At 64.4% G+C, this 21637-nt stretch carries 19 protein-coding genes; 3 read left to right on the top strand and 16 right to left on the bottom strand.

Going from position 1 to position 21637, the window contains the following annotated elements:
• Positions 1–248: 248 nt before the first annotated feature.
• Entirely contained in the window at positions 249–1064 is an 816-nt protein-coding gene (locus Q0L30_RS09590; protein ID WP_293039201.1) for a pyruvate, water dikinase regulatory protein, read from the top strand.
• Between the two features lie 49 nt (positions 1065–1113).
• Here Q0L30_RS09590 and Q0L30_RS09585 read toward each other — a convergent pair whose 3' ends face one another.
• The 16 genes from Q0L30_RS09585 to rpsB form a co-directional block, all read right to left on the bottom strand.
• Positions 1114–1899 (bottom strand): RNA methyltransferase, encoded by a 786-nt coding sequence (locus tag Q0L30_RS09585; RefSeq protein WP_296654351.1) that lies wholly within the window; start codon positions 1897–1899, stop codon positions 1114–1116.
• Positions 1900–1987: 88 nt separating this feature from the next.
• Positions 1988–2812: a ribonuclease HII gene (gene rnhB, locus Q0L30_RS09580; RefSeq protein WP_296654350.1), complete on the bottom strand. Its 825-nt coding sequence runs from the start codon at positions 2810–2812 to the stop codon at positions 1988–1990.
• Complete coding sequence (lpxB, locus tag Q0L30_RS09575; protein WP_296654348.1) at positions 2809–3978, bottom strand: lipid-A-disaccharide synthase; 1170 nt, start codon at positions 3976–3978, stop codon at positions 2809–2811. The genes rnhB and lpxB overlap by 4 nt, the downstream gene beginning before the upstream one ends.
• Before the next feature lie 3 nt (positions 3979–3981).
• Positions 3982–4770 (bottom strand): acyl-ACP--UDP-N-acetylglucosamine O-acyltransferase, encoded by a 789-nt coding sequence (gene lpxA, locus Q0L30_RS09570; protein ID WP_296654346.1) that lies wholly within the window; start codon positions 4768–4770, stop codon positions 3982–3984.
• Between the two features lie 70 nt (positions 4771–4840).
• Complete coding sequence (gene fabZ, locus Q0L30_RS09565) at positions 4841–5308, bottom strand: 3-hydroxyacyl-ACP dehydratase FabZ (RefSeq protein WP_293036879.1); 468 nt, start codon at positions 5306–5308, stop codon at positions 4841–4843.
• Between the two features lie 206 nt (positions 5309–5514).
• Complete coding sequence (gene lpxD / locus Q0L30_RS09560; RefSeq protein ID WP_296654343.1) at positions 5515–6591, bottom strand: UDP-3-O-(3-hydroxymyristoyl)glucosamine N-acyltransferase; 1077 nt, start codon at positions 6589–6591, stop codon at positions 5515–5517.
• 17 nt (positions 6592–6608) lie between these two features.
• Positions 6609–7145, bottom strand: coding sequence for an OmpH family outer membrane protein (locus Q0L30_RS09555; protein ID WP_296654741.1), 537 nt, complete (start codon positions 7143–7145; stop codon positions 6609–6611).
• An 81-nt stretch (positions 7146–7226) separates the two neighbouring features.
• A complete protein-coding gene (gene bamA / locus Q0L30_RS09550; protein ID WP_296654341.1) occupies positions 7227–9545 on the bottom strand; it encodes an outer membrane protein assembly factor BamA in 2319 nt (772 codons plus the stop codon).
• A 66-nt stretch (positions 9546–9611) separates the two neighbouring features.
• On the bottom strand, positions 9612–10988 hold the full coding sequence (gene rseP / locus Q0L30_RS09545; RefSeq protein ID WP_296654340.1) for an RIP metalloprotease RseP: 1377 nt from the start codon (positions 10986–10988) through the stop codon (positions 9612–9614).
• Between the two features lie 71 nt (positions 10989–11059).
• A complete protein-coding gene (locus tag Q0L30_RS09540) occupies positions 11060–12241 on the bottom strand; it encodes a 1-deoxy-D-xylulose-5-phosphate reductoisomerase (protein ID WP_296654338.1) in 1182 nt (393 codons plus the stop codon).
• A 10-nt stretch (positions 12242–12251) separates the two neighbouring features.
• Positions 12252–13061, bottom strand: a complete 810-nt coding sequence (locus tag Q0L30_RS09535) for a phosphatidate cytidylyltransferase (RefSeq protein WP_296654336.1) — start codon at positions 13059–13061, stop codon at positions 12252–12254.
• On the bottom strand, positions 13055–13837 hold the full coding sequence (gene uppS / locus Q0L30_RS09530; protein ID WP_296654334.1) for a polyprenyl diphosphate synthase: 783 nt from the start codon (positions 13835–13837) through the stop codon (positions 13055–13057). The genes Q0L30_RS09535 and uppS overlap by 7 nt, the downstream gene beginning before the upstream one ends.
• Positions 13838–13900: 63 nt before the next feature.
• Complete coding sequence (gene frr, locus Q0L30_RS09525) at positions 13901–14461, bottom strand: ribosome recycling factor (protein WP_296654332.1); 561 nt, start codon at positions 14459–14461, stop codon at positions 13901–13903.
• A 97-nt stretch (positions 14462–14558) separates the two neighbouring features.
• Positions 14559–15275 carry a UMP kinase gene (pyrH, locus tag Q0L30_RS09520; RefSeq protein ID WP_296654330.1) on the bottom strand — a complete coding sequence of 239 codons (717 nt, stop codon included), beginning with the start codon at positions 15273–15275 and terminating at the stop codon, positions 14559–14561.
• A 232-nt stretch (positions 15276–15507) separates the two neighbouring features.
• Entirely contained in the window at positions 15508–16389 is an 882-nt protein-coding gene (tsf, locus tag Q0L30_RS09515; RefSeq protein WP_296654328.1) for a translation elongation factor Ts, read from the bottom strand.
• Positions 16390–16577: 188 nt separating this feature from the next.
• Complete coding sequence (gene rpsB, locus Q0L30_RS09510) at positions 16578–17333, bottom strand: 30S ribosomal protein S2 (protein ID WP_296654327.1); 756 nt, start codon at positions 17331–17333, stop codon at positions 16578–16580.
• Between the two features lie 453 nt (positions 17334–17786).
• Between rpsB and map the strand changes: the two genes are divergently transcribed.
• Together map and Q0L30_RS09500 are read left to right on the top strand one after the other, a co-directional pair.
• Positions 17787–18608: a type I methionyl aminopeptidase gene (map, locus tag Q0L30_RS09505; RefSeq protein WP_293036900.1), complete on the top strand. Its 822-nt coding sequence runs from the start codon at positions 17787–17789 to the stop codon at positions 18606–18608.
• A 370-nt stretch (positions 18609–18978) separates the two neighbouring features.
• Positions 18979–21558 carry a [protein-PII] uridylyltransferase gene (locus tag Q0L30_RS09500; RefSeq protein ID WP_296654324.1) on the top strand — a complete coding sequence of 860 codons (2580 nt, stop codon included), beginning with the start codon at positions 18979–18981 and terminating at the stop codon, positions 21556–21558.
• Positions 21559–21637: the final 79 nt, after the last annotated feature.

Here is a 21637-nt window from a genome sequence, read left to right as displayed (position 1 = left end):
TGCATGCGATTACGCGAAGTTAGACGGAATCGCTGCAAGTTGACACCAGAATCAGCCACATTGGCTGCGGTTTGGCGTGGTTGTGCTGCAATTGCTTATCCAACAGGTTGCCGCTATTCTACCGTGCCGACTCCGAAAATGTGCCAGTCGGTCCGAATCGTGCCCCGGAATATTCCGACAGATGCGATCCGGGTGTTCCGTCCGTCTCCCAGCTGTCCAATCGCAACGTACGTACCCTGCTTCAGTCAATGCCGCCCACCGTATTCATCGTCTCCGACGGTACCGGAATCACCGCCGAAACCTTCGCGCATTCCATCCTGTCCCAGTTCGACCAGAAATTCCGTCTCGTGCGCGTTCCGTTCGTCGATTCGACGGACAAGGCTTACGCGACCGCCGAAAAGATCAACGAAGCCGCCGTTCACGAAGGCCGCCGCCCGATCGTGTTCACCACGCTCGTGGACAGCAATTCGAACGAGATCGTCAAGCGCGCGAACGGACTCGTGCTGGACATGTTCCAGACCTTCGTCGAGCCGCTGGAGCAGGAACTGGAGCTGAAGTCGAGCCACGCGATGGGCCGCGGCCACCAGAATGCCGACACGGACGAATACAAGAACCGCATCGAGGCGATCAACTTCTCGCTCGCGCATGACGACGGTCAGTCGAACCGCAATCTCGCGGACGCCGACGTGATCCTCGTGGGCGTGTCGCGCAGCGGCAAGACGCCGACGAGCCTCTATCTCGCCATGCAGTACGGCGTGAAGGCAGCAAACTATCCGCTGATTCCGGAAGACTTCGAGCGCGGCAAGCTGCCGACGGCACTGCTCTCGCATCGCCAGAAGATTTTCGGGCTGTCGATCGACCCGCATCGACTCGCCGAAATCCGCAACGAGCGGCGCCCGGGCAGCAAGTACGCAGCGCCCGAAAACTGCCGTTTCGAGGTGAACGAAGCGGAAGCGATGATGCGGCGTGAAGGGATCAAGTGGCTCTCGTCGACGCACAAGTCGATCGAGGAGATCGCGACGACGATCCTGCAGGAGGTCCGGCTCGACAAGCCGGCTTACTGATACGCGGCAATAGGTAGCGGCCGGCCAGCCGCGTCGAGCGGACCCGGCTTCAGCGCGCGCGGCGCTGCTGACGGCATTGCTCGAAGAGGCAAACAGCGGCGGCGGCCGCGACGTTCAGCGATTCCATGCCGCCCGGCTGCGGAATCGTCACTCGATGCGTAGCCGCATCGCGCCATACCTGCGACACGCCCGCCCCTTCGTTGCCGAACACCCAGGCAACCTGACCCGTGAGATCGCATTCGTCGATGGCCTGCGCGCCGTGCGAATCCGTGATGACGACGGGTACACCCAGCATATCGGCCAGCGTGCCGGGCTCGACGTCCTCGAACACTTCCAGCAGGAAATGCGCGCCCATCGCCGAGCGCAGCACCTTCGACGACCATACGTAGGCCGTGCCCGGCGTGCAGAACACCTTATCGATCCCCGCCGCCGCCGCGCTGCGCAGGATCGAGCCGACGTTGCCCGCATCCTGCACGCCATCGAGCACCACGCAGGTCGACAGCACGCGCTGCGGCAAGACGGCCTCGGGCGTATCGACGAGGAGCAGCATCCCCACGCCGTGCACGACGTTCGAAAGCTGGCCGAACAGCGCATCGGGCAGCGTGATCACGCGCCGGTCGTCGACGCGCGCGACAATCGCACGCGCCTCTTCGTGCGCGAGCGCGCCGTCGGTCACGACGCAATATTCCGGCTGGCCGCCACCGTCGAGCCAGGCACTCGCCAGATGGAAACCTTCGAGCAGGGCCTGGCCGCTCTTGCGCTGTTGATGCGTCGAGCCAGCCAGCGCTTTCAGATGCTTGTAGAGCGGATTGTCGCGTGACGTAATGGCTTTCACGTTCGGGCCTGGCGATCTGAATAAAAGGAATTCGGGAAAAGAAAAACGCGCCGCGCGATGCGGCGCTCAGAGCACACGCGCGGCCACATCAGACCGGCGCGAAAGCGTCGTCGTGCGGATCGGCGGAGTGACGCGCGGCCACCGCGCGGGTCGCCACGACGCCGTGCAGCGCATAAGCCTCGCGCACCGGCGCAAACGAGCGGCGATGATGCTCGCAGGGACCGTGCTCACGCAACGCGGCCAGATGTTGCGGCGTGCCGTAGCCCGCGTGCACGTCGAATCCATAAGCCGGATACGACGCGTGCAGTTCCATCAGCATGCGGTCACGCGTGACCTTCGCAATGATCGACGCCGCCGAAATGCTCGGCACCAGCGCGTCGCCGCCAACAACAGCTTCGCTGCGCACGGGCAGCACCGGACAGCGGTTGCCGTCGATCTTCGCGAGCGTCGGCGTCACGCCGAGCCCCATGACTGCGCGCCGCATCGCGAGCATCGTCGCTTGCAGGATATTGAGCGTGTCGATCTCTTCGACCGTCGCCGACGCGACGCACCACGCGAGCGAGCGCTCGACGATGAGATCGTAAAGCGCGTCGCGGGTCTTGGCTGTCAACGCTTTCGAGTCGTCGAGCCCGGCGATCGGCCGGGCCGGATCGAGAATCACCGCTGCCGCGACGACAGGTCCGGCGAGCGGACCGCGTCCGGCCTCGTCCACGCCGCAGACGATGTCGTCGGGCGAATCGAACAGCAAGCCAGCCTGCTGCGCCTGCGCGAGGCGCGTGGCGCGCTTTGCCGCCGCCGCCGACTGCGCTTTCGGAGCGGATTTAGTTGCAGCCTTTGTTGCAGCCTTCGTTGCGGCTTTCGCAGCACCCTTGGCCACCGGCTTGCGCGCACGCCCGGTCTCGTCGTCCATCATGCGTGCCCTCTGCGGCGCTCGACGATTTCAGCCACAACCTGGGCGGCGCGCTGCGACGTGTTCTGGCGCAGCGCCAGATGCATCTCGGTGAAAATTTCCGTGAGCGTGCGCCGGTTCGCTTCGTCGTGCAACTGCGTGAGCGTGGCGTCGGCGAGCGCCTCGGGCGTCGCGAAGTGCTGGAGAATTTCGGGGACGACGAAACGGCCCGCCAGAATATTCGGCAAGCCCACGTACGGCAGATAACCCTGCCGGCGCATGATCTCCCCGGTAAGCCAGGGCACCTTGTACGAGATCACCATCGGCTTTTTCAGCAGCGCCGCTTCGAGCGTCACGGTGCCGCTCTTCACGAGGATCGCATCGGCAGCCGTCATCGCGAGCTGCGACTGGCCGTCGATGATCGTCAACGCGAGGTTCTGGCGCGTGCTCGCGAGTTCCTGCAGTTGCGCATGGATCGCCGGCGTCGCCGCCGGCATCACAAAGCGCAGACCCGGTTCGCGCTGCTGCATGAGTGCAATGGCGTCGAAGAATGTCGGGCCGATCAGGTTGATCTCGGAGCGCCGGCTACCCGGCAGCACGGCGATCACCGGCCCGCTCTCGGGCAGGCCCAGCGCGCGGCGCGCGCCTGCCACGTCGGGTTCGAGCGGAATCTCGTCGGCGAGCGGGTGGCCCACATAAGACGCCGCAACGCCCGCCTTTTCGAGGATCGCCGTCTCGAACGGAAAGACGCACAGCATGTGATCCACCGACTTCTGGATCTTCTTGATGCGACCGCCGCGCCACGCCCAGATCGACGGGCACACGAAGTGAATCGTGGGAATGCCCGCCGCGCGCACCGCGTGCTCGAGGCCGAAGTTGAAGTCGGGCGCATCGACGCCGATGAACGCGTCGGGTGGATCGGCGAGCAACTGGTGCTTCAGTTCGCCGCGAATGCGCAGAATTTCGGGGATGTGCCTGAGCGCCTCGACGTAGCCGCGCACCGTGAGTTTTTCCATCGGCCAGTGCGCGTCGAAACCGGCAGCCGACATGCGCGGACCGCCGATTCCGTAGTACTGCGTCGTGTCGGGCAAGCGTTCCGTGAGGCCGGCGAGCAGCGAGGCCGCCAGCAGATCGCCGGACGGTTCGCCGGCGACCATCGCAACACGCAAGGGACGGGCTTGCAGGACCATTGGTTAGCGGATGATGCCGCGTTGCGACTGCTCGACGAACGCGATCAGCGCCTTGACGTGGACATCGCCGTCGCCGCCCGCCTCCGCCAGTTCCGCGAGCTGGACCTTCGCCTCTTCGAGCGACAGGCCGTTCTTGTAGAGCGTGCGATAAGCCGAGCGCAGCGCCGAAATCGCATCGGGCGAGAAGCCGCGGCGGCGCAGGCCTTCGACGTTGACGCCATGCGGCACAGCCTTGTTGCCCGCGGCGACCACGAATGGCGGCACGTCCTGCACGAGCGCCGATGCGCCGCCCACCATCGAGTGCGCGCCGATGCGCACGAACTGGTGCACGCCGGTCATGCCGCCGACGATCGCGTAGTCGTCCACGATCACGTGGCCCGCGAGCTGCGCGTTGCTCGACATGATCACGTTGCTGCCGAGGCGGCAGTCGTGGCCGACATGCACGTAGGCCATGATCCAGTTGTCGTCGCCGATGATCGTGACGCCGGTGTCCTGCACCGTGCCCGTATGCAGCGTCGTGTATTCGCGGATCGTATTGCGGTTGCCGATCACGAGCTTCGTCGGCTCGCCCTTGTACTTCATGTCCTGCGGACGGCCGCCAATCGCTGCAAAGTGGCCGAAGCGGTTGTCCTCGCCGATCGTCGTATAACCTTCGATCACGGTATGCGACCCGACAATCGTACGCGCGCCGATGCTCACGTTCGCGCCCACGACTGCGTACGCCCCGATCTCGACCGATTCGTCAACTTGCGCACCGGGTTCGACAATCGCGGTGGGATGGATCCTGCTCATTCGTCTTTGCTTCCGATTCTGTTATCTGCCGGCGCATCACGCGACGCGCGACGGCACCCCGCGGCGCGCGTTATTGCACGTCCGCATCCATTTTTTTCACGGTGCACATGAGCTCTGCTTCGCACGCGACGACACCGTCCACTTCGGCTTGCGCCTTGAACTTCCAGATGCCGCGCATGTAGCGCTCGAACGTGGCGTTCAGGATCAGCTGGTCGCCCGGCTCGACCACGCGCTTGAAGCGCGCGCCGTCGATGCCGACGAAGTAGTACAGCGTGTTCGCGAAGTCCTGCTGCTGTTCGGAGAAGGTCAGCAGCGCGGCCGTCTGCGCGAGCGCTTCGAGGATCATCACGCCGGGCATGACCGGGCGCGTGGGGAAATGGCCCGTGAAATACGGCTCGTTGACCGTCACATTCTTCAACGCCTTGATGCTCTTGTGCGGCTCGAGCTCGATGACCCGGTCGACCATCAGGAACGGGTAGCGATGCGGCAGCAGCGTGAAAATCTTGTGGATGTCGAAGTTGAGTTTTTCGATGTTCATGGTATTTCTGCTCACGCTGGAATTGCGCGAAGATGACTGCGAATGCCGATGCCGTTGGCTTGGCGCTGACGCGCAGTATGCGCCAGCCCCGCGGATCGCGGCATGCGGATCTGCCCGGAGCACGGTCCGGCACGCAAAAAACCGGCGCCTGACGAAAGACGCCGGTCGTGTTGTACCCGCGCGCACCGCGCCCGGGCTACCTGTTGTCACGCGTCGCCTTGCGGCTTCGCGGGAAGCGCTGCCTCGAGCGCCCGGATGCGATCGCGCAGCTTGTCGATGTTGCGCAGCAGCGCGGCGCTCTTGTTCCAGTCGGCGTTGTCGACCGCCGGGAAGGCGCTCGTGTACACACCGGCCTTCTTCAGCGACTTCGAGACACCCGATTGCGCCGTGACGATCACGTAGTCGGCGAGCGTCACGTGCCCGGCAATGCCCACCGCGCCGCCAATCATGCAATGCCTGCCGATCGTCGTGCTGCCCGCAATGCCTGCGCAGCCGGCGATCACCGTGTATGCGCCGATCTTGCAGTTATGACCGATCTGCACGAGGTTATCGATCTTCACACATTCTTCGATAATCGTATCGGCCATTGCACCGCGATCGATCGTCGTATTGGCCCCGATCTCGACATCCGGACCGATCGACACACCGCCGACCTGCGGAATCTTGACCCAGCTGCCCGTGCGCGCTTCGCCCTCGCCCGTGAAATCGGGCGCAAACCCGAAACCATCCGAGCCGATCACCGCGCCCGCGTGCACGATCGCTCGCTCGCCGATGCGGCAGCCATGATAGATGGTGGCGCCCGGGTACAGATGCGAACCCGCGCCGATCCGCGTGCCGCGTCCGACGAACACGTTCGCGTCAAGACGCACATGCTCGCCGATTACGACGCCCGCCTCGACCGTCACATTCGGGCCGATTACCGCGCTCGCAGCGACCTGCGCCGAAGCGTCTACGGTAGCGCCCGGATGAACGCCGGATTGAACCTTCGGCGCGGCGAGGTCGATGAACGCCTGCGCGACGCGCGCGAAGTAAGCATACGGATTGGGTGTGACGATGAAGTTGCGGCCGTCGCGCGAAGCAAGCTTATCGAGGTCGCCCGGGCTGATGAGCACCGCTCCCGCGCGCGTCGTCTCGACCTGCGCCAGATACTTCGGATTGGCGAGGAATGCCAGCTGCTGCGGACCGGCCTGGTCGAGCGGCGCGAGCGAGCCGACGCGTTGCGCGGCGTTGCCGACCACTTCACCGCCGAAACGCCCGGCGAGTTCCTCAAGCGTAAAAGCCATACGTGTCCTGCTCCTGCTTAATTGCTGCCCGACGAGCCGGCGAGCGCCTTGAGCACCTGGTCGGTGATATCGATGCGCGGGCTCACGTAGACGGCTTCCTGCACGATCAGGTCGTAATGCTGCTGCTCGGCGATCTGCTTGATCACCTTGTTCGCCCGTTCCAGCACCGCGGCGAGTTCCTCGTTGCGACGCTGGTTCAGATCCTCGCGGAATTCGCGCTGCTTGCGCTGGAAGTCGCTGTCGAGCTGCGACAGATCGCGCTGCTTCTGCGCGCGGTCACCGGCCGACATCGCGACGCCGCTCTTGTCGAGCGACTCGGACATCGACTTCAGACGCTGCGCCATGTCCTGCAGATCCTTGTCGCGCTTGGCGAACTCGGCTTCCAGCTTGGTCTGCGCGGCCTTCGCCGGGGTGGATTCGCGCAGGATGCGATCAGAGTTGACTGCCGCGATCTTCGCCTCCTGCGCGTGGGCTACGCCCGCGTCGAGAGCAAACACCGCCAGCGACAGCGCCATGGCCCCGATCACCCGTCTTGAATACTTACCCGTTAGCAAAGTCATCCTCTCGTTTCTCTGGATTCCGATTTCCATACAACCCGCTGTACGACTTCGCCGTACAGCGTATGTTTCGCGCCGTCAGAATGCCGTCCCGATCTGGAACTGGAACTTCTGGTACTGGTCGCCCGTGTGTTTCTGGAGCGGGAAGCCAAGGCTCAGCTTGAGCGGACCGATCGGCGAGATCCAGGCCAGGCCCGCACCGTAGGCGTAACGCAGGCCGTTCGCGCCGATGCTGCTGCCTTCACTGCCCCAGACGTTACCACCATCGATGAAGGTGAAGACGCGCAGTGTGCGGTCGTAACCCGTGCCCGGCAGCGGGAACGTCAGTTCGATGTTGCCGACAACCATCTTCGAACCGCCGATCGGGTCGTTCGTCGACTTGTCGCGCGGACCCAGCGAGCTCGGCTCATAGCCGCGCACCGAACCGATACCGCCGGCGTAGTAGTTCTTGAAGATCGGGAACGGTTTGCCGCCGAGGCCGTTGCCGTAGCCGCCCTGGATGTTCAGGCCGAGCACGAAGCCGCGCGCGAACGAGTAATAGTACTGCGCCTGGACGTCGGCCTTGTAGTACTCCGTCCCGCCCGCCGGCGTGCCGTATTCGGCGTTCGCCTGCGTGAAATAGCCCTTGCTCGGCACGAGCGCGCTGTCACGCGAGTCGCGCGACCAGCCGATCGTCAACGGCACGTTGTTGGACACGCGACCGAAGTGGTCCACGTAGTCTTTGTAGCTCTGCGGCGTGTTGGCGTCGACGTCGAGGCGGTCCTGCTCGAGGCCCAGGCCGAAAAACACCGTATCGACTTCCGAGAACGGAATGCCGAACTTCAGATCGCCGCCGACCGTAATGATGCGGAAGCTCGAATCGGTCGAGTAGTACAGCGGCTGGTACGTGCGGTAGTAGACGTCCGTGATGCGCTTGATGCCGTCCACGGTGAAGTACGGGTCCACCTGCGTGACGGACAGCGTGCGGTACGTCTGCGCGGTGTTCACGTTCAACGACAGCGACTTGCCCGAGCCGAACACGTTGTCCTGCGACACGCCCGCCGAGAGCACCACCTTGTCCGTCGACGAGAAACCCGCGCCCAGCGTAATCGCGCCGGTCGGCTTCTCCGTGACCTTGACGTTTACGTCCACCTGGTCGGCCGTGCCTTCCACGGGCACCGTCGTCACGTCGACGTCGGTGAAGTAGCCGAGACGATTGATGCGGTCTTTCGAGAGCGCCAGGCGGTTCGAGTCGAACCACGAGCTTTCGAGCTGGCGCATTTCGCGGCGCACGACTTCGTCGCGCGTACGCGTGTTGCCGATCACGTTGACGCGGCGCACATAGACACGGCGGCTCGGATCGACCTGCAGCGTGAGTTCGACCTTGTGGTGTTCCTGGTCGATCTTCGGCAGCGCATTGACCGTGGCGAACGCGTAGCCATATTCACCGAGCTTGTCGACGATGGCCTTCGTCGTGCTCTTCAGTTTTTCGGCCGAGAACTTGTCGCCCGGCTTGATCTTGATCAGCTTCTTCAGCTCGGCCTCGCGGTCGAGCAGATTGCCGGACAACTGGATGCCCGACACCGTGTACGGCTGGCCCTCGTGAATCCCGATCGTCAGGAACATGTCCTTCTTGTCGGGCGAGATCGACACCTGCGTCGAGTCGATATTGAACTCGAGATAACCGTGGTCGAGGTAGTACGAACGCACGTTCTCGAGGTCGCCCGTGAGCTTTTCCTTCGAGTACAGGTCGTTCTTCGTGTACCAGGAGAACCAGTTCGGCGTGGAGAGCTGCATTTCGCCGAGCAGCGTGCCGCTGCTGAACGCCTTGTTGCCGATGAAGTTGATCTGGCGGATCTTCGCGTTCGGGCCTTCGTTCACCGAGAACAGCAGGCTGACGCGATTGCTGTCGATCGGCGTGACCGTCGTGACCACCTGGGCGGCGTAGAAGCCGCGCGTGAGGTACTGGCGCTTGAGTTCCTGCTCGGCCTTGTCGACGAGCGACTTGTCGTAGTAGCGGCCCTGCGAGAGACCGACCGCGTGCAGCGCCTTCGTGAGGTTGTCCTTGTCGAACTCGTGGATGCCCGCGAAGTCGATCGTGCCGATCGCCGGACGTTCCTGCACCTGCACGATAACGACGTTGCCTTCGGAGGCGATCTTCACGTCGTTGAAGAAGCCCGTCGCGTAAAGCGCGCGGATCGCCTCAGAAGCCTTGTCGTCGTTGAAAGTATCGCCCTGTTTGATGGGCAGATACGCGAAAACGGTGCCCGGCTCGACGCGCTGCAGCCCTTCGATCCGGATATCCTGAACCACGAACGGCGTAGTCGCTGCCGCAGTTACTGCATGAGCAACCAGTCCATGCGCGGCCAGGGCGGCGGCCGCAACGGTCTTTGGAACCAAGCGATGAGGTCTAAACAACGTGCTTCCCCAGGTATGTATAGCTGTATCAGGTCAGGCAGCCCGTCCCGGACGCCGCCCGACATTTTAAAAATGGATTAACCTAGCCAGATCGTTGAACAACGCAATCGCCGACAACGCGACGATGCAGGCCAGGCCCGCACGCTGCAGCACGAGCTGCCAGCGTTCGGATACGGCTTTGCCCGTTACGGCTTCAACCAGATAATATAACAGATGCCCCCCATCCAATACCGGAATTGGGAGCAGGTTGAGCACACCGAGACTAATGCTCACAAGCGCGAGGAACGACAGAAATGCCGACGGACCAAGCCGCGCACTCTTGCCCGCGTAGTCGGCAATCGTCACCGGGCCCGATAGATTCTTCAGCGACGCTTCGCCCGTAATCATGCGGCCGAACATCCGAAGCGAGTAAACCGCGATCTCCCAGGTGCGATGGGCGCCGAGCTTCACGCTCTCGATCGGCCCGTAACGCACCTCCACCGAAGGCGCCTGCGCCGCGAGCGCAGCACCGATGTGGCCCACTGTCTCACCGGTTTCTTCGTCGCGCTGGCCCGCCGGAACGACCGTCAGCATCAGCGGCTGGGTGGCGTTGCCGCGCATGACTTCGAGACGCAACGGCTTGCCTGCATGTGCCTTCACATACGAGATGAACATGCCCGCGCTGTCGACAGGACGGCCATCGATTGCACGCAGATGGTCGCCCTTGCGCATGCCGGCGCGCTCCGCCGCGCTGCCCGGTTCGACGCCCGCGACCTGCAGCGTGCCGCCGCCGGCCTCGAGACCGAGGTGCGACATGAAGTCGTCGTCGAGGTCCTTGCCGCGCAGTTGGGCGAGATCAAGCGGGAAATCGTAGGTGCTGCCGCCGTCGCGGGCCGCGAGCACCACGCGGCCGTGGTCGAACGCCGCCGCCAGCAGCTTCCAGCGCAGATCCGACCATGAACGCACGGGCTGGGTGTCGTTGCCGTTCGCATTCGTGACAGAGACGATTTTTTCGCCGCCCTGGAACCCCGCCTGTGCCGCGGCAGAATGCGCGGGCGGCGCAGCGACGATGGCCGCGGGCTCGTTCACGCCCGTCGCGAACACGAGCGCGAACAATGCGATGGCCAGCAGGAAGTTGGCGATGGGGCCCGCCACGACAATGGCGATCCGCTTGCCGACCGGTTGCCGGTTAAACGCGTGCGGGAGTTCGTGCGCTGGAATGCGCTCGTCCGACTCGCGCTCGTCGAGCATCTTCACGTAGCCGCCGAGCGGCAGCGCCGCGATGGTCCACTCAGTGCCGCTCTTCTTGCTGACCCATTGCACGATCGGCTTGCCAAAGCCGATCGAAAAGCGCAGAACCTTCACGCCGCACAGGCGCGCAATGCTGTAATGCCCATATTCGTGGACGACGACGAGCACGCCGATCGCCACGAGAAAAGCCACCAGTTCGGTGAGCAGGTTCATATGCGCCTCCTGCTTGCGCGGCGTGCCGTTGCGTAACGCGCGAAACGTGCATTACGCGGCCTAAAGCGGCCTCAGGCCGGCACCGGCAGGCTGTCGATGATGGTGTGCGCCGCACGGCGCGCCGCGGCGTCCGCTTCAAGTACGACGTCGAGGTTCGACGCGGCCGTATTGTCGAGCGCGTTAAGCACTGCGTCGACCGTCTGCGCGATCGCCATGAAACCGATGCGGCGGTTAAGGAACGCCTCCACCGCGACCTCGTTGGCCGCGTTGAGCGCCGCGCTCGCCACGCCGCCTTCGGCCAGCGCCTTCATCGCGAGGGCGAGACACGGGAAGCGTGCGTAGTCGGGCTTCTCGAACGTGAGCGTGGCGACCTGCGTCAGATCGAGTTGCGCGACGCCCGAATCGACGCGATCCGGGAACGCCAGCGCGTGCGCGATCGGCGTGCGCATGTCGGGGTTACCCAGTTGCGCGAGCACCGAACCGTCCGCGTACGAGACCATCGAATGGATCACGCTCTGCGGATGGATCAGCACGTCGATGCGCTCGCCAGGCAGTTCGAACAGATAATGCGCCTCGATCACTTCGAGGCCCTTGTTCATCATCGTCGCCGAGTCGACCGAGATCTTGCGGCCCATCGACCAGTTCGGATGCTTGCACGCCTCGTCCGGCGTCACGCCGACGAGCGTGGCCGGTTCGCGCGTACGAAACGGTCCGCCCGAAGCGGTGAGGATGATCTTCGTGACGCCGCCGTGCAGTTCGCGCTCGCGCGGCAGGCACTGGAAAATCGCGTTGTGTTCGCTGTCGACCGGCAGCAGGATCGCGCCGTTGTCGCGCACCGCGTCCATGAAGATGTCGCCCGACATCACGAGCGCTTCCTTGTTCGCGAGCAGGATGCGCTTGCCGGCCTTCGCCGCCGCGAGCGTGGGCACAAGACCCGCCGCGCCGACGATTGCGGCCACAACCGTGTCGCAGCCGTCGCTCTTCGAGACGTCGACGAGCGCCTGCGGGCCATGGGCCACGACGGTGCGGCAGCCCGCTTCGCGCAGTTTCTTCTCGACGCGCGCGGCAGTATCCGCGTCGCCGACCACGGCCACTTCGGGCTTGAAGCGCAGGCATTGTTCGACGAGCTTGTCGCCGTTGCGGTGCGCCGTGAGCGCATAAACCGAGAAGCGTTCCGGATGACGCGCGACCACGTCGAGCGTGCTGTCTCCGATTGAGCCCGTGGAGCCGAGCAGTGTCAGTCGTTTTTGCATATTCATGTCTCTAGCCGAGCAGCAGCATTGCAAGCGGCAGCACCGGCAGCAGCGCGTCGATACGGTCGAGCACCCCGCCGTGGCCCGGCAGGAGACCGCTCGAATCCTTCACGCCAGCCTGGCGCTTGAGCATCGACTCGAACAGATCGCCGATCACGCTGAACGCGACCAGCACGGTAAGCACAAAAAGTGCACGGCCGAAACCCAGCTGGGCGGCCAGTGCGGAGTAAAGCGTCGGCGCGAGGATGTGCAACGCGATCGCGGCGATCGACACCGCCATCACGGCGGCCCAGCCGCCCACCGCTCCTTCCCATGTCTTGCCCGGGCTGATCGAAGGCGCCAGCTTGTGGCGGCCGAACGCCTTACCAGCAAAGTATGCGCCGATATCGGCCAGCCAGACGACCAGCAACAGGGACAGGACAAACGCCACGCCCGCCGTGCGCGCCGCGATGAGCGCGTGCCAGCAGGCGGCGAAGATCACGAGGCCGCACGCGAGCAGGAACACGCGCCAGGCGCCTGCGGCGAGCGTCGGCTTGCGCAGCAGCACGTAAGGACCGGCGACGATCCAGAACACGCCAGCGGCCTGGAAGAGCGGGCGCGGCGCTTCGAGCTGGGCGCTCAGTATCACGACTGCCCCGGCGATGGCCGCGTAGATGATCGAGCCGTTCTTCCCGGCCTTGAGCAGGCGCGCCCACTCCCACGCCGCGAACACGACCACGATTCGGATCAGCGCACCGAACACGGAGATCGGCGCGAACAGCGTGACTGGCAAAAGGATGGCCAGCAGCACGATCGCCGTGATGACACGGGTCTTTAGCATGAAAGCGAGTCGGCGTTCTGGGATTGGGTGACGAGCTGGGCGCTCGTGCGGCCAAAGCGGCGTTCGCGTTCGACGTACGATTCGATCGCGCGGCCAAGCGCGGCGGCGTCGAAATCGGGCCAGTAGGTATCGGTGAAATAGAGTTCGGTGTAGGCGAGCTGCCACAGCAGGAAATTGCTGACGCGCTGCTCGCCGCCCGTGCGGATGAAGAGGTCGGGCTCCGGCGCATAGGCCATCGCCAGATGCTGGCCGAGCGTGTCCTCGGACACGGGCACCGCCACGCCGCTCTTCGCGGCCTCTTCCACGAGCTTGCGGGTGGCCTGCATGATGTCCCAGCGCCCGCCGTAGTTCGCCGCGATCGTCAGCGTAAGACGCGTGTTGCGCGCGGTCTTGGTTTCGGCGCGGCGAATCAGATCCTGGATGCGCTCGTTGAACATCGACAGGTCGCCGATCACGCGCAGACGGATCCCGTTCGCGTGCAGACGGCCCACCTCGCGCTCGAGCGCGGTGATGAAGAGGCGCATCAGGAACGACACTTCCTCGGTCGGGCGTCGCCAGTTCTCGGAACTGAACGCGAACAACGTCAGATATTCGACGCCGCGTTCGACGCACGCTTCGACGGCCGAACGCACGGCGTCGACGCCACGCGTATGGCCCGCCACGCGCGGCAGGCGGCGCTGCGTTGCCCAACGGCCATTGCCGTCCATGATGATCGCGATGTGGCGCGGCACGGCCGCCACGTCGGGCACGCGAACGGTTGAGCTGGTATAGGTCATGGCCGTCGGACTATTACTGCGATAAAGAAGAGAAACCCGGTCGGGACTGAGCGCCTGGCGGCCTCAGACCGTCAGGATTTCGGCTTCCTTGGTCTGGACGAGCTTGTCGATCTCGGCCACGAAGCGATCCGTCAACTTCTGGACCTCGTCGCTTGCGCGGCGCTCGTCGTCTTCCGAAATTTCCTTGTCCTTCACGAGCTTCTTCAGTTGCTCGTTGGCATCGCGGCGCAGGTTGCGCACGGCGACCTTCGCCGTCTCGCCTTCGCTCTTGACGACCTTCGTGAGTTCCTTGCGGCGCTCTTCGGTCAGCGCGGGCATCGGCACGCGGATCAGATCGCCGTGCGTGGCCGGGTTCAAACCCAGGTCCGACTCGCGGATCGCCTTTTCGACGACCTGCACCATCTTCTTTTCCCACGGCTGCACGCCGATCGTGCGCGCGTCGACGAGCGTCAGGTTCGCGACCTGCGAGATCGGCACGGGCGAGCCGTAGTAATCGACCTGGATGTGATCGAGCAGACCGGTATGCGCCCGGCCAGTGCGGATCTTCGCGAGATCGCTCTTGAATGCTTCGATCGAGCGCTGCATTTTTTGCTCCGCGCCCTTCTTGATGTCAGCCACAGCCATTTTGAAACCTCCCAACCTTTAACGGTACGGACCGCCCGGCGCCCGCCACTTCGCGAGGGGACGCGGCCCGCAATCGAGCCTCTCGGATGACGAGAGTTTACACGTGGACGAGCGTGCCCTCGTCTTCGCCCTGAACGATGCGCTTGAGCGCGCCCGGCTTGACGATCGAAAAAACGCGGATCGGCAGCTTCTGGTCGCGGCACAGCGCGAACGCCGTCGCGTCCATGACCTGCAGGTTCCGGCCGATCGCCTCGTCGAAGCTGATCGTCGCATAACGCGTGGCCGTCGGATCCTTCTTCGGGTCCGCCGAGTAGACGCCGTCGACCTTCGTTGCCTTCAGCACGACTTCCGCGCCGACTTCCGAGCCGCGCAGTGCGGCGGCCGTGTCGGTCGTGAAGAACGGGTTGCCCGTGCCGGCCGCGAAAATCACGACCTTGCCCTCTTCGAGCTGGCGAATGGCGCGCGGGCGGATGTACGGTTCGACCACCTGATCCATGCGCAGCGCCGACTGCACGCGCGCTTCGATGCCCGCGTGGCGCATTGCATCCTGCAGGGCGAGCGCGTTCATCATCGTCGCGAGCATGCCCATGTAGTCGGCCGTTGCGCGGTCCATACCGGCTGCACCGCCCGCGACGCCGCGGAAAATGTTGCCGCCGCCGATCACGACCGCGAGCTGCGTGCCGAGCCGCACCACCTCGGCCACGTCCGCCACCATACGTTCGATCGTGGCGCGATTGATGCCAAAGGCATCATCGCCCATCAGGGCTTCGCCGGAAAGTTTGAGCAGGACGCGTTTATAGGCGGGTGTGGGCATGAGGTATCCAGATCGCGCGGAAAGGCAATAACTTGAAACTGTAGGGGTGAAATACAACTTCGGGCAAGCGCGGCCGGAATCGACGAACCTAAGCCGCTGCGCGCCAGTCGTGCCACCTGGCGCCGCCGGGGGCCGGCCGCACGGGCGCCGCTGCGCTGCCCGCCGCGGCGGATTGCTCCGCCGCGGGTGCTACGGTACTGCGGGTACTGCTGTTGCTGTACGCGCGTGAACCTTATTGCTGCTTCGCAGCAGCGACTTGCGCGGCCACTTCGGCGGCGAAGTCGTCCTGACGCTTTTCGATGCCCTCGCCGACCACGAACAGCGCGAACTGATGAACCGTCGTGCCGGCGGCCTTCAGCATCTGCTCGATCGTCTGCTTGTCGTTCTTCACGAACGGCTGGTTCAGCAGCGAGACTTCCTTCAGGAACTTCTGCACCGAGCCTTCGACCATCTTCGAGATGATTTCGGCCGGCTTGCCCGATTCGGCAGCCTTCTGTTCGGCGATGCTGCGCTCCTTGGCGATCAGGTCGGCCGGCACGTCGTCCGACGACAGCGAGACCGGCTTCATCGCGGCGATGTGCATTGCCACGTCCTTGCCGACCTGCTCTTCGGCGCCCGTGTACTCGACCAGCACGCCGATGCGCGTGCCGTGCAGGTACGAGGCCAGCTTGTTCGAGGTTGCGAAGCGTGCGAAACGGCGGATCGAGAGGTTCTCGCCGATCTTGCCGACGAGCGCGAGACGCACGGCGTCGACGGTCGAGCCTTCGAGCGGCAGCGCCGACAGGGCTGCGACGTCAGCGGGGTTTTGCGTGGCGACCAGCTCGGCCACCGTCTTCGCGAATGCGTTGAAGTCGTCGTTCTTCGCGACGAAGTCGGTTTCGCAGTTCAGCTCGACCACGGCGCCCGCGCCGTTGCCGACATACGATGCGATCACGCCTTCAGCCGTGATACGCGAAGCCGCCTTGCTCGCCTTGTTGCCGAGCTTCACGCGCAGCAGCTCTTCGGCGCGCGCCATGTCGCCGTCGGCTTCCGTCAGCGCCTTCTTGCATTCCATCATCGGCGCGTCGGTCTTCGCGCGCAGTTCAGCCACCATGCTTGCGGTAATTGCCGCCATCATTCGCTCCTTGAGTCTGTCTGGTACACACCGGCCGCACTTTCGATGCGGCCAGCAGGAATTCGTTTTCCGCGAAACATGATTTTTACAGTCTCACGGTGCCGCGCATGTGGCACGGCAGCGAAAGTCACGGCTTAAAAAAAAGGGGCCTATGGAAAGCCCCCTTTTCTTGCCGGACACGGGGCAGCTTACGCCTCCGAATTGACCTCGACGAACTCGTCGTCGCCGTCATCGCCGCGCGCTGCGGCAACCACGTCGTTGACAGCGTTCGCACGGCCTTCGAGGATCGCGTCGGCCACGCCTTGCGTGTACAGCGCGACGGCCTTGCTCGCGTCGTCGTTACCCGGGATCACGTAATCCACGCCTTCCGGCGAGTGGTTCGTATCGACCACGGCGATGACGGGGATGCCGAGCTTGTTGGCTTCCGTCACGGCAATCTTGTGGTAGCCGACGTCGACGACGAAAATTGCGTCCGGAATGCCGCCCATATCCTTCACGCCGCCGATCGACTTCTGCAGCTTGGCGATTTCACGTTCGAACAGCAGCGCTTCCTTCTTGCTCATCTTCTCGAGATCGCCTGCTTCCACGGCCGCTTCCATGTCCTTCAGGCGCTTGATCGAAACCTTCAGCGTCTTGAAGTTGGTCAGCATGCCGCCGAGCCAGCGTGCGTTGACGTACGGCATGCCAGCGCGCAGTGCTTCCTCGGAGATCGTGTCGCGCGATTGACGCTTCGTGCCGACGAACAGGATCGTGCCGCGATTCGATGCCAGTTGACGCACGTACTTCAGCGCGTCGTTGTACATCGGCAGCGTCTTTTCGAGGTTGATGATGTGAATCTTGTTGCGATGGCCGAAAATGAAGGGGGCCATCTTCGGGTTCCAGAAGCGCGTCTGGTGACCGAAGTGGACACCGGCTTCCAGCATTTGGCGCATGGTAACTGCCATGAGAAATTCTCCGCTAGGGTTTGGGTCTGAAGCCGGCTGCCGCACCGGATGCGCCGTCTTTTCGCCGTGAATTGTTGCAATTCATGCAACTCGTAGCAAAAAGATCGAAACGCAAACGGCACCCTGGATGCGCCGGCTCGCGAATATGCTGTCGTCACCGGAAAATCATCCCGCTTCCGGTATCGCGCCCGCGACAGCAGCGGGCTCCTGCTTGCTTCTTTGCTGCTTCTCTTCTAAGCCACGCGGCATTCCTTGCATATTTCGAAGAAATAGAGCGAGCGACTTAGCCGTTGAGTATAGCACGCGCGGGTCGGCTCACTCAAGCCAGCTATTACCCTCGCAAACCTGCGCCGCCGCCAGCAGGTGCGTCTGCCGCCCTGCCTTTCAAAAGACAGCGACGCGTAGGATAAGGTGCGATAATTTGATATTCGACAGCATTTCCGGGCGCCCATCATGGCCATATCGATCAAGAATGAACACGACATCGCGCAAATGCGCGTCGCCGGCAAGCTGGCGAGCGAGGTGCTCGATTACATCACGCCCTACATCGTCGCGGGCGTAACGACCGGCGAACTCGACCGCCTGTGCCATGAATACATGACCAATGTGCAAGGCACGGTGCCGGCGCCGCTCAACTACCAGCCGCCAGGCTACCCGCCGTATCCGAAAGCCACCTGCATCTCGGTCAACGACGTGATCTGTCACGGTATTCCGGGCGAAAAAACGCTGAAGAACGGCGACGCGCTCAATATCGACGTCACGGTCATCAAGGAAGGCTATTTCGGCGACACGAGCCGCATGTTCATCGTCGGCGAGGGTTCGATCCTCGTGAAGCGCCTTGTCCAGACGACCTATGAATGCATGTGGCTCGGCATCGACCAGGTGCGCCCGGGCGCCCATCTCGGCGACATCGGCCACGCCATCCAGCGCTACGCCGAGGCGCAAGGCTACAGCGTCGTGCGCGAATACTGCGGCCACGGCATCGGCACGGTTTTCCACGACGACCCGCAAGTGCTGCACTACGGGCGCCCCGGCACGGGCATCGAACTCGTGCCCGGCATGATCTTCACGGTCGAACCGATGATCAACGCCGGCCGCCGCGAGATCCGCACCATGCCGGACCAGTGGACCGTCAAAACGAAGGATCGCAGTCTCTCCGCGCAATGGGAGCATACGGTGCTCGTCACCGAGACCGGCTACGAGGTCCTCACGGTCTCGGCGGGCACGCCGGCCAAACCGGCGATCGTCGCTCAGGCCGCGGGCACGGCTGCCTGAAGCGCCGGACAGGCGAGCGGCGCGCGCCGCTCGCGGGCGCCGTCCAGCGACCTGCGCAGCCACCCGCGCAACCGCGCGCGCACTTGGCCGACTCGCTGGCGGCGGCCGTGTGCCACCTGGCGCAGAACCGCTAGTCGCGAGACAATCCTGAAAATCGCGAGACAATTCTGAAAAGTCGGGCGCGCTGCATCGATCGAACGTAGTTATCAGCAGTCGTCGGCAGTCATCGCAGCGCGATTGCGCACGCCCGCCCCGCCGGAGAGGGCGCGCGGCAGCGACACCGTCCGTTCCGGGCGGCTCACCGGCAGATCCGGCCGCGGCGCAGTTCCGGCCGGCCGCAACCCAACCCGCGCACGTACAACCCGAGCCCATGAGCGTTCCCGCCGCCGCCGTCCCCGATACGTCGTCGCTGAAATCCGACTACAAGGCCGCCAAGGCCCAGTTGCTGGAGCGTTTCCGCACCGCGACCAATGTCGACACGCTGATGCGCGCACTCGCCCGCACCACCGACGAGACGCTGCGCCAGGCCTGGAACGCTTGCGATCTGCCCGCGTCGCTCACGCTCGTCGCGGTCGGCGGGTTTGGGCGCGGCGAGCTCGCGCCTTATTCCGATGTCGACATCCTCGTGCTGTTGCCCGACGACGCGCCGCTCGCGCCGCTCGAAGCGCGTATCGAGCGCTTCATCGGGCTCGCGTGGGATCTCGGGCTCGAAATCGGCAGTAGCGTGCGCAGCGTGTCGCAGTGCCTCGATGAATCCGCGCACGACATCACGGTGCGCACGTCGCTGCTCGAAGCCCGCCGCATCACCGGCAGCGCGACGCTGTTCGGCGACTTCGCGCAGCGCTATCGCGACGCGATGGACCCGCGTGCCTTCTTCCAGGCGAAGGTGCTGGAAATGCGCCAGCGTCACGCCAAATTCCAGGACACGCCCTACTCGCTCGAACCGAACGTGAAGGAAAGCCCCGGCGGCCTGCGCGATCTGCAGTTGATCCTGTGGATCACCGAAGCCGCGGCGTTCGGCAGCAGCTGGCGCGAACTCGACCAGCGCGGACTGATTACCGGCCGCGAAGCGCGCGAGCTGCGCCGCAACGAGGCATTCCTGAAGACGCTGCGCGCACGCCTGCATGTGATTGCAGGGCGCCGCCAGGACATCCTCGTATTCGACCTGCAGACCGGCGTCGCGGAAAGCTTCGGGTACGCGGCGAGCGCCACGCGCCGCGCGAGCGAACTGCTCATGCGCCGCTACTACTGGGCCGCAAAGGCGGTCACGCAGCTCGCGACGATCCTGATCCAGAACATCGAGGCGCAACTCTTCCCGAGCACCAGCGGCATCACGCGCGTGCTCTCGGATAACTTCGTCGAAAAGCAGGGCATGATCGAGATCGCGAGCGACGACGTGTTCGAGCGCGAGCCGCACGCGATCCTCGAAGCCTTTCTGCTGTACGAGCAGGTGGCGGGTTTGAAGGGCCTTTCGGCGCGCACGCTGCGCGCGCTTTACAACGCGCGCGAGACGATGAACCAGCACTGGCGGCGCGATCCCGAGAATCGCCGGCTCTTCATGGAAATCCTGATGCAGCCGAGCGGCATCACCCACGCCATGCGGCTCATGAACCAGACGAGCGTGCTCGGACGCTATCTGCTGAATTTCCGGCGCATCGTCGGCCAGATGCAGCACGACCTCTACCACATGTACACGGTCGACCAGCACATCCTGATGGTGCTGCGCAACATCCGCCGCTTTGCCGTCGTCGAGCATGCGCATGAATACCCGTTCTGCAGCCAGTTGATCGCCAACTTCGAGCGGCCCTGGACGCTGTACGTCGCGGCGCTCTTTCACGACATCGCGAAGGGCCGCGGCGGCGATCACTCGACGCTCGGCATGGCCGATGCGCGCCGCTTCTGCCGCGAGCACGGCATCGAAGCCGACGATACCGCGCTGGTCGTCTGGCTCGTCCAGCATCACCTCACGATGAGCCAGGTCGCGCAGAAGCAGGACACGAGCGACCCCGAGGTCATCAAGCGCTTCGCCGATCTGGTCGGCACCGAGCGGCACCTGACCGCGCTCTACCTGCTGACGGTCGCCGATATCCGAGGCACGAGCCCGAAGGTGTGGAACGCCTGGAAAGGCAAGCTGCTCGAGGACCTCTATCGCGCGACCCTCGCCGTGCTCGGCGGCGCGCGCCCCGATATGCACTCCAAGCTGAAGAAGCGCCAGGAGGAAGCCATCGCGCTGCTGCGCCTCGAAACCGTGCCGGAGAACGCGCACTGCGCGCTCTGGAAGGAGCTGGACGTAGGCTACTTCCTGCGCCACGACGCCGCCGATATCGCCTGGCAGACGCGCGTGCTCTATCGCCACGTCGAAGCGCCTGCGCCCGTCGTGCGCGCGCGGCCCTCGCCGATCGGCGAGGCGCTGCAGGTGCTCGTCTACGCGAAGGACCGCCCCGACCTCTTCGCGACGATGTGCGCCTACTTCGATCGCAGCGGCCTGTCCGTGCTCGACGCGCGCGTGAGCACGACGCGCCACGGCTACGCGCTCGATAATTTCATCGTCGCCCATACCGAAGGCGACGTGCACTACCGCGACATCGCGAACCTCGTCGAACTGGAACTCGCGGCGCGGCTGACCGCTGCCGGCGGCCCGCTGCCCGAGCCGGGCAAAGGCCGTCTGTCACGGCTCTCGCGCACGTTTCCGGTGACGCCGCGCGTCGATCTGCGAGCCGACGAGCGCGGCCAGTACTACATCCTGTCCGTGTCGGCGAACGACCGGCCGGGCCTTCTTTATTCCATCGCGCGCGTGCTGGCCGAACACAGGGTCGGCGTCCACGCGGCACGGATCAATACGCTCGGCGAACGCGTCGAAGACGTGTTTCTGCTCGACGGCACGGTTCTCTCCGATAACCGCCTGCAGATCCGCGTCGAGACCGAATTGCTGCGCGCAATAGCAGTGTAAATAACCATGTCCACCAGAATTCGACTCACAGCGCGGCACCCGCGCCCGGCCACGCCCGAACGCGCCCCCGTCCGCCGCG

The organism is Paraburkholderia sp., assembly GCF_024281035.1.
Lineage (GTDB): Bacteria > Pseudomonadota > Gammaproteobacteria > Burkholderiales > Burkholderiaceae > Paraburkholderia.
This window is presented reverse-complemented; position numbering and strand designations above follow the sequence as displayed.

Bases quoted from the DNA above. Each gene is read 5' to 3' on its own strand.
- Q0L30_RS09590 (WP_293039201.1), top strand. From the start codon at position 249: ATGCCGCCCACCGTATTCATCGTCTCCGACGGTACCGGAATCACCGCC.
- rnhB (WP_296654350.1), bottom strand. From the start codon at position 2,812: ATGATGGACGACGAGACCGGGCGTGCGCGCAAGCCGGTGGCCAAGGGT.
- lpxB (WP_296654348.1), bottom strand. From the start codon at position 3,978: ATGGTCCTGCAAGCCCGTCCCTTGCGTGTTGCGATGGTCGCCGGCGAA.
- lpxA (WP_296654346.1), bottom strand. From the start codon at position 4,770: ATGAGCAGGATCCATCCCACCGCGATTGTCGAACCCGGTGCGCAAGTT.
- fabZ (WP_293036879.1), bottom strand. From the start codon at position 5,308: ATGAACATCGAAAAACTCAACTTCGACATCCACAAGATTTTCACGCTG.
- lpxD (WP_296654343.1), bottom strand. From the start codon at position 6,591: ATGGCTTTTACGCTTGAGGAACTCGCCGGGCGTTTCGGCGGTGAAGTG.
- rseP (WP_296654340.1), bottom strand. From the start codon at position 10,988: ATGAACCTGCTCACCGAACTGGTGGCTTTTCTCGTGGCGATCGGCGTG.
- Q0L30_RS09540 (WP_296654338.1), bottom strand. From the start codon at position 12,241: ATGCAAAAACGACTGACACTGCTCGGCTCCACGGGCTCAATCGGAGAC.
- Q0L30_RS09535 (WP_296654336.1), bottom strand. From the start codon at position 13,061: ATGCTAAAGACCCGTGTCATCACGGCGATCGTGCTGCTGGCCATCCTT.
- uppS (WP_296654334.1), bottom strand. From the start codon at position 13,837: ATGACCTATACCAGCTCAACCGTTCGCGTGCCCGACGTGGCGGCCGTG.
- frr (WP_296654332.1), bottom strand. From the start codon at position 14,461: ATGGCTGTGGCTGACATCAAGAAGGGCGCGGAGCAAAAAATGCAGCGC.
- pyrH (WP_296654330.1), bottom strand. From the start codon at position 15,275: ATGCCCACACCCGCCTATAAACGCGTCCTGCTCAAACTTTCCGGCGAA.
- tsf (WP_296654328.1), bottom strand. From the start codon at position 16,389: ATGGCGGCAATTACCGCAAGCATGGTGGCTGAACTGCGCGCGAAGACC.
- rpsB (WP_296654327.1), bottom strand. From the start codon at position 17,333: ATGGCAGTTACCATGCGCCAAATGCTGGAAGCCGGTGTCCACTTCGGT.
- map (WP_293036900.1), top strand. From the start codon at position 17,787: ATGGCCATATCGATCAAGAATGAACACGACATCGCGCAAATGCGCGTC.
- Q0L30_RS09500 (WP_296654324.1), top strand. From the start codon at position 18,979: ATGAGCGTTCCCGCCGCCGCCGTCCCCGATACGTCGTCGCTGAAATCC.